Annotated in this window: 15 protein-coding genes and 1 pseudogene; 8 read left to right on the plus strand and 8 right to left on the minus strand. The window is 67.4% G+C overall.

Going from position 1 to position 17,304, the window contains the following annotated elements; all coding sequences use genetic code 11:
- The first annotated feature begins 21 nt into the window (after positions 1 to 21).
- The 5 genes and pseudogenes from IEW34_RS05070 (at position 22) to IEW34_RS05090 (ending at position 4,234) form a co-directional block, all read left to right on the plus strand.
- Positions 22 to 735, plus strand: a complete 714-nt coding sequence (locus tag IEW34_RS05070; protein ID WP_373288189.1) for an ABC transporter ATP-binding protein — start codon at positions 22 to 24, stop codon at positions 733 to 735.
- 131 nt (positions 736 to 866) lie between these two features.
- Positions 867 to 1,748 (plus strand): serine O-acetyltransferase, encoded by an 882-nt coding sequence (gene cysE, locus IEW34_RS05075; RefSeq protein ID WP_188608081.1) that lies wholly within the window; start codon positions 867 to 869, stop codon positions 1,746 to 1,748.
- Positions 1,749 to 1,807: 59 nt separating this feature from the next.
- On the plus strand, positions 1,808 to 2,800 hold the full coding sequence (locus tag IEW34_RS05080; protein WP_188608082.1) for an ABC transporter substrate-binding protein: 993 nt from the start codon (positions 1,808 to 1,810) through the stop codon (positions 2,798 to 2,800).
- Positions 2,801 to 2,833: 33 nt separating this feature from the next.
- Positions 2,834 to 3,100, plus strand: a pseudogene (locus IEW34_RS05085) (ABC transporter permease); the annotation flags it as partial.
- Positions 3,101 to 3,343: 243 nt separating this feature from the next.
- Entirely contained in the window at positions 3,344 to 4,234 is an 891-nt protein-coding gene (locus IEW34_RS05090) for a MetQ/NlpA family ABC transporter substrate-binding protein (RefSeq protein WP_244641799.1), read from the plus strand.
- Positions 4,235 to 4,356: 122 nt separating this feature from the next.
- On the opposite strand, the gene IEW34_RS05095 is transcribed toward IEW34_RS05090, so the two are convergent.
- The 3 genes from IEW34_RS05095 to IEW34_RS05105 form a co-directional block, all read right to left on the minus strand.
- Entirely contained in the window at positions 4,357 to 5,319 is a 963-nt protein-coding gene (locus tag IEW34_RS05095) for a sulfonate ABC transporter substrate-binding protein (RefSeq protein ID WP_188608084.1), read from the minus strand.
- A 45-nt stretch (positions 5,320 to 5,364) separates the two neighbouring features.
- Complete coding sequence (locus IEW34_RS05100; protein ID WP_188608085.1) at positions 5,365 to 6,318, minus strand: sulfonate ABC transporter substrate-binding protein; 954 nt, start codon at positions 6,316 to 6,318, stop codon at positions 5,365 to 5,367.
- A gap of 487 nt (positions 6,319 to 6,805) precedes the next feature.
- Positions 6,806 to 7,879 (minus strand): HPP family protein, encoded by a 1,074-nt coding sequence (locus IEW34_RS05105; RefSeq protein ID WP_244641859.1) that lies wholly within the window; start codon positions 7,877 to 7,879, stop codon positions 6,806 to 6,808.
- Between IEW34_RS05105 and IEW34_RS30455 the strand changes: the two genes are divergently transcribed.
- Positions 7,769 to 8,032: a hypothetical protein gene (locus IEW34_RS30455; protein ID WP_244641873.1), complete on the plus strand. Its 264-nt coding sequence runs from the start codon at positions 7,769 to 7,771 to the stop codon at positions 8,030 to 8,032. The genes IEW34_RS05105 and IEW34_RS30455 overlap by 111 nt on opposite strands.
- A gap of 186 nt (positions 8,033 to 8,218) precedes the next feature.
- Here the strand turns inward: IEW34_RS30455 and IEW34_RS05110 are convergent, their stop codons facing one another.
- The 5 genes from IEW34_RS05110 to IEW34_RS05130 all read right to left on the minus strand — a co-directional run bounded on the left by IEW34_RS05110 (position 8,219) and on the right by IEW34_RS05130 (position 14,476).
- On the minus strand, positions 8,219 to 9,073 hold the full coding sequence (locus IEW34_RS05110; RefSeq protein ID WP_188608087.1) for a LysR substrate-binding domain-containing protein: 855 nt from the start codon (positions 9,071 to 9,073) through the stop codon (positions 8,219 to 8,221).
- Positions 9,074 to 9,477: 404 nt separating this feature from the next.
- The gene (locus IEW34_RS05115; protein ID WP_188608088.1) at positions 9,478 to 10,698 is read right to left on the minus strand and encodes an acyl-CoA dehydrogenase family protein; all 1,221 of its coding nucleotides are present in this window, start codon (positions 10,696 to 10,698) and stop codon (positions 9,478 to 9,480) included.
- A gap of 27 nt (positions 10,699 to 10,725) precedes the next feature.
- Positions 10,726 to 11,550 (minus strand): MetQ/NlpA family ABC transporter substrate-binding protein, encoded by an 825-nt coding sequence (locus IEW34_RS05120; RefSeq protein ID WP_188608089.1) that lies wholly within the window; start codon positions 11,548 to 11,550, stop codon positions 10,726 to 10,728.
- A gap of 163 nt (positions 11,551 to 11,713) precedes the next feature.
- Positions 11,714 to 13,039: an NtaA/DmoA family FMN-dependent monooxygenase gene (locus IEW34_RS05125; protein ID WP_188608090.1), complete on the minus strand. Its 1,326-nt coding sequence runs from the start codon at positions 13,037 to 13,039 to the stop codon at positions 11,714 to 11,716.
- 228 nt (positions 13,040 to 13,267) lie between these two features.
- Positions 13,268 to 14,476: an acyl-CoA dehydrogenase family protein gene (locus IEW34_RS05130; protein WP_188608091.1), complete on the minus strand. Its 1,209-nt coding sequence runs from the start codon at positions 14,474 to 14,476 to the stop codon at positions 13,268 to 13,270.
- A gap of 516 nt (positions 14,477 to 14,992) precedes the next feature.
- Between IEW34_RS05130 and IEW34_RS05135 the strand changes: the two genes are divergently transcribed.
- Both IEW34_RS05135 and IEW34_RS05140 read left to right on the plus strand, forming a co-directional pair.
- Positions 14,993 to 15,850 carry an SDR family oxidoreductase gene (locus IEW34_RS05135; RefSeq protein ID WP_188608092.1) on the plus strand — a complete coding sequence of 286 codons (858 nt, stop codon included), beginning with the start codon at positions 14,993 to 14,995 and terminating at the stop codon, positions 15,848 to 15,850.
- Complete coding sequence (locus IEW34_RS05140; protein ID WP_188608093.1) at positions 15,825 to 17,021, plus strand: AraC-like ligand-binding domain-containing protein; 1,197 nt, start codon at positions 15,825 to 15,827, stop codon at positions 17,019 to 17,021. The genes IEW34_RS05135 and IEW34_RS05140 overlap by 26 nt, the downstream gene beginning before the upstream one ends.
- Positions 17,022 to 17,304: the final 283 nt, after the last annotated feature.

Below are 17,304 nucleotides of genomic sequence, written 5' to 3' on the forward strand. Positions count from 1 at the left end.
CCTGAGGGCTCCGCCCTGCCGCTGCTGGCGCTCACCGGGCTGGAGGTCGGCTACGGTCAGGTGGCGGCCGTGCGCGGCATCGATCTGACCGTGCACGAGGGCGAGATCGTCGCGCTGATCGGCGGCAATGGCGCCGGCAAGACGACGACGCTGTCGGCCATCGCAGGCCTGCTCAAGCCCAGGGCCGGCTCGATCGCGCTGCGCGGCGAGGCCATTGCCGGGGAGCCGCCGGAGCGGCTCGTCGGCCGCGGCATGAGCCTGGTGCAGGAGGGGCGCCAGGTGGTGCCGCAGCTGACCGTGCAGGAGAACCTGTGCATCGGCGCCTACCTGCGGCGCGGCGACACCGATGTCGACCTGGAGCGCATCTACGGCATCTTCCCGCGGCTCAAGGAGCGTCATGGCCAGCCGGCGGGCTCCCTGTCCGGCGGCGAGCAGCAGATGCTGGCCATCGGCCGTGCCCTGATGGCGCGGCCGAGCCTGCTGCTCCTCGACGAGCCATCGATGGGGCTCGCCCCATTGGTGATCGAGCGCATCTTCGAGGTGATCCGCCAGATCAACGAAGAAGACGTGACCATCGTTCTGGTGGAGCAGCAGGCGGTGCAAGCGCTGCGCATCGCCCACCGCGCCTACGTCCTGGAGAATGGCAGCATACGCCTGTCGGGCCCGGCCGCCGAGATCCGGGAAAATCCGGCGGTGATCGATGCCTATCTCGGTGGACGGCGACAAGGAAGATAGGCTTTCGCAGAGCAATACATCAATGCGAGTTATTATTTCTAGTCGCGCGCAGAACATTGGAATTTATTCGTGCCGGGCCAAGGTATCATTGGGGTTCTGACACGCGGATCTCGACCGCAGGGCGCGAACCGATGACGACGGACATCAACCCTTACGGGGCGGGCGGCCCTGCCGGCCTGGGCGAGCTTGCCCGGGCGGTGCCCCTGCGCGACCTGAGCCGCAGCAACGACGAGACCGAGGTGTGGCGGGAGTTGAGGGGCGAGGCGGAAGCCGCCCTCATCGAGGAGCCGCTCTACGCCAGCCTCGTCCAGGCCACCATCCTCGATCAAAAGAGCATCGCCCACGCCTTCGCCTATCGGCTCGCGCATCGCTTGGGCGACGGCGACCTGTCGCGCCTTGCCATGCGCGACCTGTGTCTGTCGGCTTTCGAGGCCGATCCGCTGGCCGGAGCCCACGCCGTCCGTGACCTCGTCGCCATCCGCGAGCGGGATCCGACGTGCCGGCGCTACCTCGACCCCTTCCTGTTCTACAAGGGCCTGGCGGCGCTGGAGGGCTACCGGGTCGCCCACTGGCTGTGGCAGCAAGGCCGGGTGACGCTCAGCCTGCACGTGCAAAGCCGCATCTCCGAGGTGTTCGGCGCCGACATCCATCCGGCGGCGCGGATCGGCGCGGGGGTGTTCATCGACCACGCGACAGGCGTCGTGATCGGGGAAACGTCCGTGGTGGCCGATGACGTGTCGATCCTCCAGTCGGTGACGCTGGGCGGCAACGGCAAGGACCGCGGCGACCGTCACCCCAAGATCGAGCGCGGCGTGCTGCTGAGCGTGGGCGCCAAGGTGCTCGGCAACGTGCGGGTGGGCGAGGGCGCCAAGATCGCGGCGGCGGCGGTCGTTCTGCACGACGTGCCGGCTCACGCGACGGTGGCCGGGGTACCCGCGAAGGTGGTGTCCCGCACACAGAGGGGCGAGGACCCGGCGCTCAGTATGGACCAGTTCTTCGGTGACGGCATCTGAGGGGGCGGCGGCCGGCATAGACGCTTGCCGGAGATGGCAGGCCGACACGGGAGTGAACGATGAAGCGCCTGTTTCGCAGTCTGGTGGCGGCGGTGGCGCTCGCCGCAACCACCGTTCCGGCAGCGGCCGAAGGCGTTGTCCGCATCTCCGAGCAGTTCGGCACGCTCTACATCCCCTTCCACATTCTGCGGGATCAGAAGCTCATCGAGAAGCACGGCAAGGAGCTCGGGCTCGACATTCGCGTCCAGTGGCACCGCCTGTCGGGCGGGAGCGCCGTCAACGATGCCCTGCTGTCCGGGACGGTCGACATCGCGTCTGCCGGCATCGGGCCCTTCCTCACCATCTGGGACCGCACCCGCGGCGCCGTGAAGATCATCGGCGCCTTCGGCGCGCAGCCGAACTACCTCCTCACCAACAAGCCGAACATCCGCGGCCTGAAGGACTTCGGCCCCAGCGACCGCATCGCCACGCCGGCGGCGGGTGTTTCGGTGCAGGCGCGGACCTTGCAGATCGCCGCCGAACGGGAGTTCGGCCAGGGCAATCAGGGCAAGCTCGATGCGCTTCAGGTGTCGCTGCCGCACCCGGACGCGACCGCGGCTCTGCTCTCCGGCGCCACAGAGATCACGGCACACCTGTCGAACTCTCCGTTTCAGGAGCAGGCGCTGAAGGATCCCAAAATCCACAAGATCTGGTCGTCCTACGATGTCCTGGGCGGACCGGCCACGCCGACATTCGCCTATACGACCGTGAAGTTCCGCGCTGAGAACCCGAAGACCTGCGAGGCGTTCTATCGGGCCTTCACCGAGGCGACCGAGATCGCAGGCCGGGATCGCAAGCTTGCCGCCGAGACCTACGTGAAGATCGAGAAATCCAAGCTGGATCCGGCCTTCGTTGAGGAGGTCATCTCCAATCCCGAGGTCCAGTTCACGCTGACGCCGCTCCGGACAGAGACGTTCGCGGACTTCATGTTCCGAAGCGGCGCGATCAAGACCAGGGCGGCGAGCTGGAAGGACTACACGTTCCCCGAGCTGCACGGACAGCCGGGCAGCTGACCTGATGACGGCCGCCGCTTCGCTCCCCGATCCCCCAGCGCGTTGCCGTCCCTCATATCGGGCATGCGGGTCGGCTGGGCCTTCGCCTGGCGCACGCTGATCGCGGCCGAACTGGTCTTCGGCATCAGTTCAAGCTCCGGCGGGCTCGGCTGGTTCATCTTCCGCGCGCGCAACGAACTCCTCACCGACCTGGTGTTCGCCGGCCTCGCCACGGTGATCCTGATCGGGCTCCTGGTGGAAGCCGTGGTGTTCCGCGGCCTCGAGAGCTTGACGGTCCGGCGCTGGGGTATGCTGCGCTGAGAAGCATGGCCGCGTTCCGTCAATCGGACTCGCGACAATGTAGAGCCCTGAATAGGAATTTCAGAATGTAGTTTCAAATAGGTATATCTTTTTCCGGTTCGACGGAAATGATAATTTTAAGCTGTATGTCTTGATGTTGCGGCGATGTTACTAGAGATCGGAGCTGCGGTCCCGCAGTGTTCCTCCCGCATCGACCGCGCCGAGGCCAGGCCCGCGCGCATCGCAATCTCCGGAGTTCCTGCGTTGACGAGCCCAACCCTTTCCGCCCTGTCCAATCTGTTGCGCGGCGTCGTCCGCCGGCGTGGCGAGCGTCGTCCCTACGGCGCCGCGCCGCTTGCTCTTGCCATCGCGGTGGCGCTGAGCGGCGTCGCTTCCGCCGAGCAGGCGGGGCCGCAGGGGGCGGCCGTGGCCGCGCAGCCCGCCGTGCTGCGGGTGGGCGTCTCCGCCGGCCCCTACGGCGACATCCTGCGCGAGGCGGCCAAGCTCGCGGCGGGGCAGGGCCTGAAGGTCGAGGTGATCGAGTTCTCCGACTGGAACCAGCCGAACGCGGCGCTCCAGTCGGGTGACATCGATCTCAACAATTTCCAGCATCGGCCCTATCTGGCCAGTCAGATCAAGGCCAGGGGCTACGGGATCGAGGCGCTGGATCCGTCGATCGTCGTGCCGGCCGGCATCTACTCGTCCAAGTATGCCAAGGCGACGGATATTCCCGCCGGCGCGACCGCGGCGATCCCGAACGATCCGTCGAATGCGGCGCGCGCACTCTTCCTCTTTCAGCAGGCCGGCCTGATCAAGCTCCGGGCCGGCGCCGGCGCCGATGCCACGGTGGCCGACATCGCCGACAACCCGAAGGGACTGAAGTTCACGGAGATCGATGCGGCCCAGCTCGCCCGCTCGCTCGACGATGTGGCCGCGGCCTTCGTGTCGAACAATTACGCCTTCCTGGCCGGGCTCGACCAGAAGAAGGCGCTCGCCCTCGAGACCGCCAGCTCGGATTGGTCGCTGGTGTTCGCGGCGCGCGCCGATCGCAAGGACGATCCGGCGGTGAAGCGGTACATCGCCCTCTACCGGTCCGAGCCGGTCAAGCTCTTCATCGCCGAGAAGTTCAAGGGCACGATCCTGCCGACGTGGTAGTTCGGCTCGCGCCTTATGAATGGGGTGACGCGGCGTAACGGGGCGCCTTTCCCGATCGGGTGGAGCCGCCCGATCGGACATGCGCTGGCGGCCCGTTTCGCCGCGCCGATGACGTGGGCGGTCTATTTCGTCCCGCTTCCGGGCACCGGCTGCACCGCGTCGCTGATCTTGATCGCCTTCGGGATCAGGCCGAGGCTGAAGAACGTGTCGGCGATCTTCTGCTGCTCGGCGACGACTTCCGGGGTAATCGGCTTGGCGCCGAACGAGGTGCGCTTCAACGCCGTCTCCAGTATCGGCGCGGGAATACCGACGGAGCGGCTGAACTGGGCCGCGACCGCGGGGATATCGCGATTGGCGCGCTGGCCTTCGTCGCCCACGGCCGACAGAATAGTGGCTATCACCTCGGGGTTCTCCGTGGCAAATTTCCTCGATGCCAAATAGAACTCGTGATTTGCCACCAGCCCCGCACCATCCTTGAGCGTGCGCGCCCCGGCGGTTGCTTCGGCCGCAGCGCGGAACGGCTCCCAGATCACCCAGGCGTGGATGGAGCCCGACACGAACGCGGCACGGGCGTCGGCCGGCGTGAGAAACACCGGCGTGATATCGCCGTATTTCAGGCCCGCCTGCTGGAGCGCCTGCACCAAGAGGTAATGAACGTTCGAGCCCTTGTTGAGCGCCACGCGCTTGCCCTTGAGGTCGGCGACCGACTGGATGGCGCTGTTGCCGGGGACGAGAATGGCCTCGCTCGCCGGTGAGCGCGGCTCGTGGCCCACATACAGCAGCGCCGCGTTGGCAGCTTGCGCAAATATAGGCGGCGCCTCGCCGGTGTGGCCGAAATCGACCGCGCCGACATTGAGCCCTTCCAGGAGCTGCGGGCCGGCCGGAAACTCCGTCCAGGTCACCTTGTAGCCCAGGGCCTTCAGCTTGTCCTCCAGAGCGCCCGTCGACTTGAGGAGCGCCAGGGTGCCGAGCTTTTGGTGGGCAATGCGCACCACTTTGTCGGCGGCATCCGCGGAGCCCGCGCCGATGATGCCTGCGGCGATGCCGATCGCGGCCAGAAGCGACCGTGCCTTGTGGGTCTTCATATCAGAGATCCTGCTTCATCGAGGGCGCGGTGAGGCGAGACAGGCTCACTGCCCGACTTTCCATGCAGCGTCGGCGACGTTCACGGGCTTGGGGATGAGCTTCAGCTTCGCAAAGGCATCCGCGATCTTCTGTTGCCCTTCGAGGATCTCGGGCGTGACGGGGCGGGCGCCGAGATTGGCACGATTGATCCCACGCTCGACCACCTCGGCCGGAAGCCCGGTCTTGGCGGACATTTCGATCGCGTATTGCTTGCGATTGTTCTTGATCCAACCGTCGATCTCGTCGATCGCCGCCAAGACGGCTTTCAACACGTCCGAATTGCCTTCCGCGATCGGCCGTGAGGCCATGTAGAACGCCACGTTGGGCGCGAGGCCGGTGGCGTCGACCACGGTCTTGGCGCCGAGGCTGATCTCGGCAGCGGCGTAATAGGGATCCCAGATCACCCAGGCGTCCACGGAGCCGCGCTCGAATGCCGCCCGGGCGTCGGACGGCGGCAGATAGGCGGGCACGATATCGCCGTAGCTCAGGCCATTGGCGTCGAGCGCGCGCACCAGGAGATAGTTGACGTTGGAGCCCTTGTTGAGTGCCACCCGCTTCCCCTTCAGGTCCGTCACGGACTTGATGGGGCTGTCCTTCTGAACGATGATCGCCTCGTTCTTAGGGGACGCGGGTTCATAGCCGGCATAGACGATGTTGGCACCGGCCGCCTGCGCGAAGATCGGCGGCGCTTCGCCCACCGGGCCGAAGTCGGCGGCGCCGATGTTGAGGGCTTCGAGCAATTGCGGGCCTGCCTGGAACTCCGTCCACTTCACCGACCAGCCGAAGGGCTCCAGCTTGCGCTCCAGGATGCCGCGCTCCTTCAGAAAGATCAGGTTGCCGCCGCCCTTCTGGTAGGCGATGCGGAACGTCTTGTTGTCGGCCTGAACGCGTCCGGCCATGCCGGCGCTGCCGAGAACAAATCCGGCGGCCAGCACGTGAAAATTGCGTCGATTGATCATTGTTGATTGCCCCTCTCGAGTTTTGGGCTCCCGGCGAGCAGGGAGGACGTGCACACGCGCCGACCGGCGCGCCGTCCGACAGGGGCCGCGGCCGAAGCTGTCAGCGCCGATGCCCGGATCGTGCCCGTGCGCGACCGCCAGGGAGCTTGCCGAGGCAAGCTTTCCGCGATCGGCGACGTGATCTCGCCAGACGCCGTTCGCCCGGAGATCGCCTGTCGAGACTTAAGCAACTACCCCCTTCACGTCATGAAACTCGCAGTTTTTACTCTATCATGATGTATCGGAGCGCGATTGAAATTGAATTCCAAATTTTAATGAAGTAGTAGATGCATTATTTCCGAGGGGGTTGTTTCAGAGGATAGCTCGGACGCGGCCATGGTTGCGCCAACGGCGGGCGCCGCTGGGCGGACCACGTCGGCGTGAGGCGCGGCGGCCGCGGCGATGCCGACGCACCGGGAGGGCGTGCCGGGCTGCCTCCCGCCGCGCTTCAGGCCGCCGCCGCCAGTTCCCCGGCAGGCCCGCGGGCGGTAAGGGACAGGCGGCCCATGGCGCCCAGCAGATCCGTCTGCGAGATCAGCCCGAGCACGCGACGATCCATAGCGGTGATGATGACCGCGTGGGTTCTGCCGTCGGTGAGCACCGGCAGCAGATCGATCGCCCGCGAGGCGGGGGAAGCCGTGGCGGGCGCGGAGAGCGCGTCGCCCAGGCCGTCGCCGGGCCTGATCAGCTCACGCAGGCCGACCGTGCCGACGACCCGTCCACCCTCGTCCGTCACCGGCAGAATGCGCACGTTGTGGCGGATCAGGAGCGAGACCGCATCGTCCCGGGTCGCGTGAAACGGGATGGTGATCACGTCCCGTGACATGATGTCGGCGCAGGTAAGCTCGCCGTGTTCGCGCGCAAGGACCTGCCGCTCTACCTCCCGCAGCAGGCGCTCGATGTCGTCTCGGCCGATGTCGAAGGTTTCGTCGAGCTTGGTGAGCGCCGCGTCGATGTCCTCGTTGCGGACACCGACGCGCAAGGGAGGCGGCGTGTCGGCGGTTCCGTGCGTGTTGCCTGGACGTGAGGGCGCCACATGCGGATAGCTGCGCCGCGACAGGCGATGAAACAGCAGGCCGAGCCCGACGAGAATGCAGGAGTTCAGCGCAACCGGGACGAGCGGAAACAGCACGCCCCAACTGGCCACGACCGGACCGCCGAAGACGGCCGTCAAAGCGGCGGCTCCACCCGGCGGATGCAGGCAGCGTGTGACGGACATGACCGCGATGGCGACGGCCACCGCAATGCCCGCCGCGGCGACCGGATCGTGCACGAGGCTTGCGACCATGAAGCCGCAGAACGCGGACAGCGTGTTGCCGCCGATGATCGACCACGGCTGGGCGAGCGGGCTCGATGGCACCGCGAAGAGCAGCACGGCCGATGCGCCCATGGGCGCCACCAGGAGCGGGACGTGGGGGCCGTTGCCGAGGATCAAGCCGCACAGCAGGCCGGTCAGGCCGATGCCGATGAGGGCCCCCAGGCAGGAGAAGATGCGCTCGCGCAGCGTCGCACCCGCAAGGATCGGCGCAAAGAGGCGGAAGCGGGCCCCAAAGCATTTCGGCGTTTCGAATCGCCGAAATGCTCTATTTATTTGATTTGTCGCGTTTTCTTCACGCGAACCGGCGTCCACGGTTGGATGGGGATCCTCCAATTGCGATATGCTCGAACTTTTTGAATCTGAAGCGCTTCTCTCACCATTGGGTGAGTCCACCCGATCGTGAGGCGCTTTAGGGGAGGCGGAGGGCGTCGGTTCGGGCGCTTCGGGCATGAGGCAACCTCTCCCTGCCGTCCGGGGGCCGCACGGCAGGTCATGGTGAGGATGGAGGGGCAGGGCGGAGTGACGACGGCCGGGTATGAGCCGTCACGCTCCTGCGGTCAGGGCATCGCGAAACGCGTCGAAGGCGGGCGGGCGGCTGTCGCGGCGACGGATGAACAGCGTGTCGACATCGCCAAGACTATGGGCCTTGAGCGGCGACGACCCGGGCATGAGGTCGAGGACCGAGCGCGGGATGACGCCCACGGCTTCCCGCGCTGCGACGCTGGCCAGGATGGCGTGGTAGGAGGTCACCTCGGCGGTGTGTAGCCCCGGCGATCGGCTCCCCCAGCCCTCGGCGATGCGGCGGTAAGTACACCCAGGCTCCAGCGCCACCAGCGTATCGACCCGCAGGTCTGCGGCGTCGTTGATATCGGGATGATCACTTGGCAGGACGATCAACAGCTCCTCGGTGAACACCCGCTCGATATCGACGTCGTCAAAGCCGGGCATTTCGTCCGTCGGCCGCGCGATGAGCGCGCAGTCGAGCCTGTCGTCGAGCACGTCGCGAATGAGCTCGCGCGTCGCTCCCATGGCGAGCTTGACCGTCACGGATGGCCAACGCGCGTGAAAGCGCTCCAGGGCGCCGGGCAACCGGCTGGCTGCCGTGCTTTCCATGCTGCCAAGGCGCAGGTTGCCGGCCGGCACCAGGGGCCGGACCGCCTCGCGCGCCTGCCGCGCCAACCCCAGGAGGCGTTTGGCGTAGGACAGAAAGGTTTCCCCCTCCCGCGTCAAGGTCATGCGCCTGCCGTCGCGGCTGAACAACTCGACGCCGAGATCCCGCTCGAGCTGCTGCACGCGAATGGTCACGTTCGAAGGGGCCCGCCCAAGCGCCTTGGCGGCGCGTGTGATGCTGCGCTCGGCCGCGACGGCGCACAGGATCTCGAGTGACGACAGGTCCATGAAATTCCCAAATCGGAAATGATGATGCCGCTTCATTCCCTAATTTGAAACGTGAATCAAGCCGAACACGCGAAATCTGGCGTAAAAGTAAGCGGCTAGCTGATTTGTGCGCCAAAATGGGCCGCGATGCGCATGCGTGCGGAGGCGCCACTGCCGCATTTGGGGTTGGGCGCGATCCTCGGCGCGTACCGGCGGCCGAGCGCCGGCCGAGGCAACGCGGCAATCACGCGCGCGTCGCGCGCTCGCTGGTGATGAAACGCGCTGGTGCAACGCGGGAGATCACAGGATCGGCGCGGCCTGCGCGACGGGAGCAGACACGAAGGCATCGGCGCCGATGTCATCTCGCCGCGACGGGCAGGGCGAGTTCCCTCGCGGCAAACGATCGTGCTGGCTCGGCGGTCGCGCTATGCCTCTCCGGTACGCCACTGGTACGGCGGCGGGGTGCCATTGACGGAAAAATCTCCGACGATGCGGTCCTTGTAGATGCGCGGGTTGTGCGAGGCGAGCGTGCGCGCATTGCGCCAGTGGCGGTCGAGGCCCGCCGACTTCTTCGTGGCCGAGGCGCCGAGCGCGTCGAAGGCGATCGTCGCGGCCTGGAGGATCAGGTCGGACACGACGGTCTGGGCCTGGGCCACCTCCAGCTCCGCCGTCGCGTTGGCGTCCTCGATCTCGGCCGCGTCGTCGGAGAGGCGCGCGGCGAAAGCGCGGTCCAGGGCTCGCGCCGTGTGGAACACGATGGCGCCCGCGGCATAGGCCGCGCTGCGCACCCGGCCGACCACCTGGAGCACCTGGGGATCGTCGCTGGAGCGCGCCGCCGCCGCGTGCGTGTAGGTGCGCCGCCTGGCCGCCACCGCCTGCGACAGGTCGCGGGTGAGGGCACGGCCGATGCCCACCAGGGTCGCCAGGTGATAGAACTGGAAGAAGGCCGGCGAATAGCGGAAGCGCTGGTCGGCGGCGACGATATCGTCGGGCGAGACGCGCACGTTGGTGAAGACCGTGGTGCCGCTGGCGGTCAGCGTCTGCCCGAAGCCGTCCCAGTCGTCCTCGATGGCGACGCCCGCGGCGTGGCGCGGCACAGCGACGGCAATGCGCTCGCCGGCGGGGCTGGTGGCGCCGACGTCGATCCAATCGGCGAAGAGCGAGCCCGTGGTGTAGTATTTGGCGCCGTCGAGAAAGAATTGCCCGTCGCGCTCGGTGACGCGAGTGAGGAAGGCGGCGACGCGGGCGTCGCCGATCTCCGTCCAGGCGTTGCCGGTGATCTCGCCGCGCGCGAAGCGCTCGGTCCAGCGCCGTCGGGCGGCACCGGTCGGCCGGTTGATGACGTCCTCCACGAAACCGAAATGGCCACGCAGCGCTTGCGCGACGTTGGAATCCGCTTCCGCCAGCTCGATGATCAGCGCGGCCAGCTCGGCGAAACCGGCGCCTTGACCGCCCTCGTCCCCGGCGAGGCGTAGGGCCCCGAATTTGGCCTCCTTGAGCCCGGCCAGCGGCTCGTGCGGAAGGGTCCGGCCGAGCTCGCGCTCCAGCGCCCCCTCCGCGATGTGGGCGAAGATCGGCCGGAATGGCGCGGCCAGATCTGCGTAGCGCGGGGTCGGATCCTGCCCCCAAAGTCCCTGCAAAGCCATCTCACATCATCCGCTTGGCACTCGCCGTTACCATACGGGCACGAGGTAGCGGCCGTAGGTCTTGACGATATAGTCTTTCACCTCGGGTGATCGATAGATGGCGATGAAGTCCTTCAGCCGCGGATCGTCCGCATGAGCGGTCTTGGCGACGAATTGCAGCGCGTAGCGTGCATCGCCGAAGCCGTCGGTGATCAACGCCGCATCCGGGTCCCCGCCCGCCGCGATGAGATAGCTGATGCTGACCTGAGCGAGTTCCACGTCGTCGAGCACGCGCGGCAGCTGCGGCGCCTCGACCTCGATGAACTTGAGCTTCTTGGGATTGGCGACGATGTCGGTCACGGTCGCCTTCTCGCCCGCGCCGTCGCGCAGCTTGATCAGGCCGGCCTTCTCGAACAGCAGCAGGCCGCGGGCGCCGTTGACGGGATCGCTGGCGATGGCGACGGTCGAGCCGCTCCTGGCGTCGTCGAGCTTCTTGATCTTCTTCGAGTAGAGGCCCACGGCCAGAACGTAAGTCGGCGCCACGGGCTTGAAATCGTAGCCCCGGGCGGCAACGGCGGCGTTGAGGAAGGGCACATGCTGGAAGAGGTTTGCGTCGATGTCGCCGTTGCGCAGTGCCTCGTTGGGCGTCACCCAGTCGGAGAACTCGACGATCTTGACGGCAAGGCCCTTCTCCTTGGCCCGGGCGGCCGCATGCCGAATGATGTCGGCGATCGGACCGCTCGTCGTGCCGATTTTCAGCGGCTCGGCGGCGTGCGCCTGCATGGCCGCAAAGAGCTGGAGTGCGAGCAGGGCAAGGGTGGCGGCGATCGCGGCCGGGAACGGCCGGCTTGCACGCGCGATGACGGCGAGCATGGGTGTTGATCCTTTGTGTGGCTAGAGCGCTTCGCGATTGGTGGAATCACCCGATCTCTGAAAAGCGCTTAAGATTCAAAAGACTATGAGCATTCCTCTGCCAGTGGATGGCCTCTTCCAATGGCAGAGAAATGCTCTGGTCGGGGGCGAGACCGCGCCGCTGTCATGCGGCGGCCGAGCGGGCTGCGGGCCGGCCGATGCCGAGGTGCTCGCGCAGGGTCGAGCCGGCGTAGGCTGTGCGGAAGATGCCGCGCCGCTGCAGCAGCGGCACGACCATGTCGACGAACGCCGGCAGACCGTCGGCCTGGACGTCCGGCATGATGTTGAAGCCGTCCGCGGCGCCCGCCTCGAACCACTCCGCGATCGATGCGGCGATCTGCTCGGGCGTGCCGCAGATGACGCGATGGCCATTGCCGCGCCCCTGGGCGGCGCTGGCGATCTCGCGCACCGTGCGTCGCTCGCGAACGAGGTGCGCGATGGTCTGGAAGAAACCGTGCGGCACCTTCACATCGTCCAGCGCCGGCAGCAGCGTCGCGGGCACCGGCTCGTCGAGGGCCAGCGCCTCCGCCGACACGCCCAACTTGGCGGCGAGCGAGCGGAGCGCGGTCTCGCCATCGATGAGCGCATCGAGCGCTTGCCGCCGCTGAATGGCCTCCCGCTCCGTGCCGCCGATGATGGTGACGAGCCCGGGCATGATCAGCGGCACCTGCTCGCGGCCGAGCCGCCGTGCTGCCGCGCGCACTTTCTCGGCTTCCCGGAGCGCCAATGGCAGCTCCACGGCGGCTGAGAACACCACGTCGGCGCTCTTCGCGGCCAGCCGCTGTCCGGCATCCGAGCCGCCTGCCTGCAAAATGACCGGATAACCCTGCCGTGAGCCCGGCAGAGTCAGCGGCCCACGCACGGAGAAGTGCTCCCCAGGCCGCTCCACCGGGCGAAGCCGTGCGGTGTCCAAGTAACGGCCCGACGCCTTGTCGGCGACGATGGCCCCGTCTTCCCAGCTCTGCCAAAGGGCGCGCACCAGTTCGACGAACTCCTCGGCGCGCCGATAGCGGGCCTCCCGATCGAGCTCGTAGCCGCCGAAGTTAGCCGTGGCTGCGGGGTTGTAGGTGGTGACCGCGTTCCAGGCCGCCCGCCCGTCGCTGATCACGTCGAGGGACAGCAGGCGTCGTGCCAGGTTGTAGGGGTCGTTGTAGGTGGTCGAGGCGGTGGCGATGAGGCCGATCGCGGAGGTGGCCGTCGCGATGGCCGACAGCAGCACCGTCGGCTCAAAGCCGGTCGTCGGCGGTTGTACCGCGAGGTCCGGCTGCACCGCCGGCGAGTCGCCCACGAAGAGCACGTCGAACAGGCCGCTCTCGGCGATCTGCGCGCCGGCAATGTAGTGCTTGATGTTGATGAAGGCGTTCGGGTCCGCGGATGGCCAGCGCCAGGCCCCTTCGTGTCCGCCGGGCCCGTGCAGATTGGCCCCCAGGTGCAGCTGTCTTGCGATCATCCTGGGAATGACTCCTTGCGTGGACGTCGGCAGGCGGAATGTGGTGGGCTTCCAATCGTCGAAGAGCGGAAAACTAAAGAGCGCATCGAGATGTCGCAAGAAAAAAGACGTCTCAATACAGAAAGTCGGACGAACGAAAGTTGCGAAAAATAAGATAAAAATGAAAAGTCATGCTAACGGCGGAGTTTCGGTCCGTGCGTCGGTTGTGCCATGCGTGCCCGAAATCGATCAATTGTAGAGCGGGTTTGGCGCGATGGTGCCGGTGAAGGCATATTCGGCGACCTCGCGCGCCTTGTAGGCGACGGGATCGTGCAGCGTATGCGTGCGGATATTGCGCCAGAACCGGTCGAAGCCGTAGGCCGCTCCCGCGGACCGCGCTCCCATGAGTTCGAAGATGCGGGAGGTCACGTCGAGGGCTATCCGGGTGCTGTGGACCTTGGCCGCATAGACGGTCGCCGCCGCCGCATCGCGCTCGCCCTGCGTCAATGCCGCACCTCGGTCGTGGGCGTCCTGCAGCGCAAGGCCGGCCTCGTCGGCGAGGGCCAGGCTGGCGCGCAGGTCGGCATAGAGCAGGCCGTAGTGCTCGCGCACGTAGGGATCTTCGTGCGCCGCTGCCACGCCAGACCTCTGCCAGGGGCGCGCGTGGGAGAGGATGTAGGCCTTGGCTTCGGCCAGCGCCCCCTCCGCGGTGCCTATATAGAAGTTGACGAAGTAGAGCTGGTGGGTCGGCACCACCAGCGCGGCTGCCGGTGAAACGTCCTTGGCCGGCGGCGGCGGCAGCGGCCCCAGCACGTCGCCGCGGGCGATGGCGACGTCGCGGAACTCGACGCTTCCGCTTTCCGTCAGGCGCTGCCCGAAGGCGTCCCAGTCGTGGGCGTGGGTGATGCCGGCGGCCCGGCCGGGAGCCGCGATGAAGACGATGCTGTCGCCGAGCTGCGCGCGCAGGGTGATGCGGTCAGCGACGGCTGCATTCGAAGCGAAGGTCTTGCGGCCGTTGAGGCGGAAGCCCTCGCCGTCACGCAACAGAACCGGCATCGCATCGCGTGGGTTGGAAGCGCCGCCCCAGAACCACTGCTCGTCAACCGACCGCCGGATCAGGGCGTCGCGCTGATGGGGCAGGGCCCGGGTGAAGGCACTGGCGGACAGCAGGTAGTGATAGCTGAGCAACTGGCCGACATTGGTGTCGGCCTGCGACAGAGCGCGGACGACGCGGAAGGAATCGACGAAGCGGCCACCGCCGCCGCCATGCTCGGTCGGATTGAGCAGCGTGAGGAGGCCTGCCCGCCGCAGCAGCTCGATCTCCGCGATGGGCGCAGCGCCGGCGCCCTCCCGCGCCACCGCGGTCGCGCGCAGCTCTGCCGCGACCGCCTCGGCGGTCGCCGTCCAGGACACCGGGGGATGGCTCACAATGGTCGCAGTCTCGGCACGATCAGACACGGCCTCCCCCTGGTGATATCGGCGCTGGCTGGGACGCGCGGCGCCCAGTAACGGACGGCGGAGCCATGCTTCGCCAACTGATATATCACCGCAGTGATGACCCGTTATACAGATATCGTTCTCATATTCTATCGCAAATGGAAGATGAATTTCTCTCGCGGAGAACACAGAGAGAATTATCTTTGATTCGGGCGAGGTTTCGATCGCCCCGGAAGGCGCCGGCCTGTTCGCTCGCCGCGTTCAACGCACGCCCGCGCGTGCTTCAGGCACGGCAGGTCGAGCACGCGGCCGTCCAGCCTCGCGGTGCCCAAGTGTGGGCTTGCGGCGAAGGCGGTGACGCCCTGGCGGGCACAGGCATCTCCTCGCGTGGGGCAAACGGCCCGGTTAATCGGTCGACCTGGCACTTCGGTGCTTGCGTGCTTCGCCGTCATCAGCCAAAATGAATAAAATTCAACAAGACGTCGCTGCGAACCTTGTGTACCAGCCGGGAGGCCGCTGCGGCGGAGGGAAGGATCCATGCAGTTCGGGCTTACGGACGAGCAGCTTGCCACCACGCCGCTGAGCTTCGCGCCGGATCTCTTCCGGGGGAAGGTGGTGCTGGTCTCGGGTGCGGGCACCGGCATCGGCAAGGCGATCGCCGCTCAGTTCGGCAGGCTCGGCGCCACCGTCGTGCTGTGCGGGCGCAAGGTAGAGAAGCTCGAGGCGACGGCTCGGCTGCTGCGTTCGCTCGGCGCGGAAGCCTTCGTCCACGCACTGTCGATCCGCGATGCCGCCGAGGTCGAGCGCCTGATGGATGAGGTGTTTACGCGTTACGGCCGCCTCGACGTGCTGGTCAACAACGCTGGCGGCCAGTTCCCGCAGGCCGCCATCGACTTCTCGGTGAAGGGCTGGAACGCCGTCGTCGACACCAACCTGAACGGCAGCTGGTACATGATGCAGGCGGCTGCTCGCCACTGGCGCGACGCGGAGCAGACGGGCTCCGTCGTCAACATCGTCGCCGTGGTCTGGCGCGGCATGCCCGGCGTCGCCCACACCTGCGCGGCGCGAGCGGGCGTGATCTATCTGTCGAAGACGCTCGCCATCGAATGGGCGCCGCTCGGCATTCGCATCAATTGCGTGGCGCCGGGCATCATCGCCACCGAAGGCATGAACGTCTACCCGGACGAGGCGCGCCGCGACATGCCGGGCACCAATCTGGTCAAGCGTTTCGGGACCGCCACCGACATCGCCGACGCGGTCACCTACCTGGCCGGTCCCACTGGCTCGTTCATCACCGGCGAGGTCCTGGTGGTCGACGGTGGCAACCAGGTCTGGGGCGATCAGTGGACGATCCCGCGCCCGCCCTGGTTTGCCGGAGCCGGCGAGACGAGCTGAGGCTCCTGGCGACGCGCCGCCGTTCGCGGCGGCCCCATTCGGGACCAGAACAAGAGATCCCGTGGCGCGCCGCCGTCGCGCAGCTAGCCCTGGTTCGATCGATCGCCGATATTGTCGCCTCTCCGCGGGGGCGGGTGATCGGGGGGCTGGGTTGTTGGACGAGCTTCTGCTGACGACGGATGGGGTGGAGCCCCGTCTGCGCAACGAGGTCTGGCGCGCGATCACCCAGCCCGTCTTCGAGACTACGCTGCACCCGGACGGGCGCGATACCGTGCTGCGGGGTTCTGTCCGGTCGCGCCCGCTCGGTTCGCTGCTCATCGGCCGGACCAGCTTCAACGCCCAGCGCTATCGCCGCGACCGCCGCGTGATCGCGCAAGGCGGCCTCGATCACTATCTGGTTCAGCTGCTGGTCGCCGGTTCGCTCCACGGCGATTGCGATGGCCGGCCGGTCGCAGCGGCGCCCGGCGACATCTTCGTTCTGGATCTCGCCCGACCGCTGCTGACCCATGTCAGCTCCGGCTCGCGGATGACGGTCGTGTTGCCACGCCAGCAAGTCGACAAGGCGGCGGGCGGGCGCAGTCTGCATGGCCTCGTTCTCGATGCGCGGTCTCCCATGACGCAGGTGCTCGCCGATTTCATCGTCAGCCTGTCCAGCATGGCGGCGGAGCTCGACCGAGAAGATGCCCTCGCCATCGAGGAGGCGGCGATCGAGCTGATCGCGTCCGGCCTTGCTCGGCACGCTCCGCCCGGCTTGGCCGCCGACCCGGCGCTGCTCCCCGTGCTACGGCGGCACGTGCTGGCCTTCGTCGACGCTCACCTGGCCGATCCCGGCCTTGGACCCGCAGAGCTCATGCGCCGTTTCCGTATCTCGCGCGCGCATCTCTACCGGATGTTCGCCGCCGAGGGCGGCGTGGCCAGGCTCGTGCGCGAACGGCGCCTGGATGCGGCGTGCCGCGAGCTCCTGCGCGGCCGGCGCCGCCCGATCACGGACATCGCCTTGAGCCTCGGATTTTCGAGCAGCAGCCAGCTGCTGCGCGCCTTTCGCGCCCGCTTTGCCATGACCCCCAGCGAAGCACGCCGGGAGGGGATGGCGCTCGCGCTCGCGGGTCAGCCGCTGGTCGACCTGCAGGAGCACTTCGCAGCCTATGCGCAGCGGCTGCGCGATCGCTGAGTGCGGTCGGCGTCGGCGTGGCCGAGACGCTGCTCGCTGGGGCGGAGACGGCGCGGCACTTGAAATGAGACGGAATGAGGATCGCGGCGGCGGCGCCCATGCTATGCCGCGTCCGGGTCGTCACGCCTCGGCGGAAGGAGCTGCTCCCGCCGCGCCCGCCGATGGGACCGCGGGTCGGCGCGATCCGGGGAGACGATGAGTTTTGCGACACGAGCCAAAGGCGCGATGGCGCACAGCGGTATGGGGCGCGACGACCTCGGCCACCGCCCTGGCGATCGCTCCG

Source organism: Chelatococcus reniformis (assembly GCF_014640075.1).
Classification (GTDB): domain Bacteria; phylum Pseudomonadota; class Alphaproteobacteria; order Rhizobiales; family Beijerinckiaceae; genus Camelimonas; species Camelimonas reniformis.

Coding starts and splice junctions, on each gene's coding strand:
- cysE (WP_188608081.1), top strand. CDS start 867: ATGACGACGGACATCAACCCTTACGGGGCGGGCGGCCCTGCCGGCCTG.
- IEW34_RS05080 (WP_188608082.1), top strand. CDS start 1,808: ATGAAGCGCCTGTTTCGCAGTCTGGTGGCGGCGGTGGCGCTCGCCGCA.
- IEW34_RS05095 (WP_188608084.1), bottom strand. CDS start 5,319: ATGAAGACCCACAAGGCACGGTCGCTTCTGGCCGCGATCGGCATCGCC.
- IEW34_RS05100 (WP_188608085.1), bottom strand. CDS start 6,318: ATGATCAATCGACGCAATTTTCACGTGCTGGCCGCCGGATTTGTTCTC.
- IEW34_RS05110 (WP_188608087.1), bottom strand. CDS start 9,073: ATGGACCTGTCGTCACTCGAGATCCTGTGCGCCGTCGCGGCCGAGCGC.
- IEW34_RS05115 (WP_188608088.1), bottom strand. CDS start 10,698: ATGGCTTTGCAGGGACTTTGGGGGCAGGATCCGACCCCGCGCTACGCA.
- IEW34_RS05120 (WP_188608089.1), bottom strand. CDS start 11,550: ATGCTCGCCGTCATCGCGCGTGCAAGCCGGCCGTTCCCGGCCGCGATC.
- IEW34_RS05125 (WP_188608090.1), bottom strand. CDS start 13,039: ATGATCGCAAGACAGCTGCACCTGGGGGCCAATCTGCACGGGCCCGGC.
- IEW34_RS05135 (WP_188608092.1), top strand. CDS start 14,993: ATGCAGTTCGGGCTTACGGACGAGCAGCTTGCCACCACGCCGCTGAGC.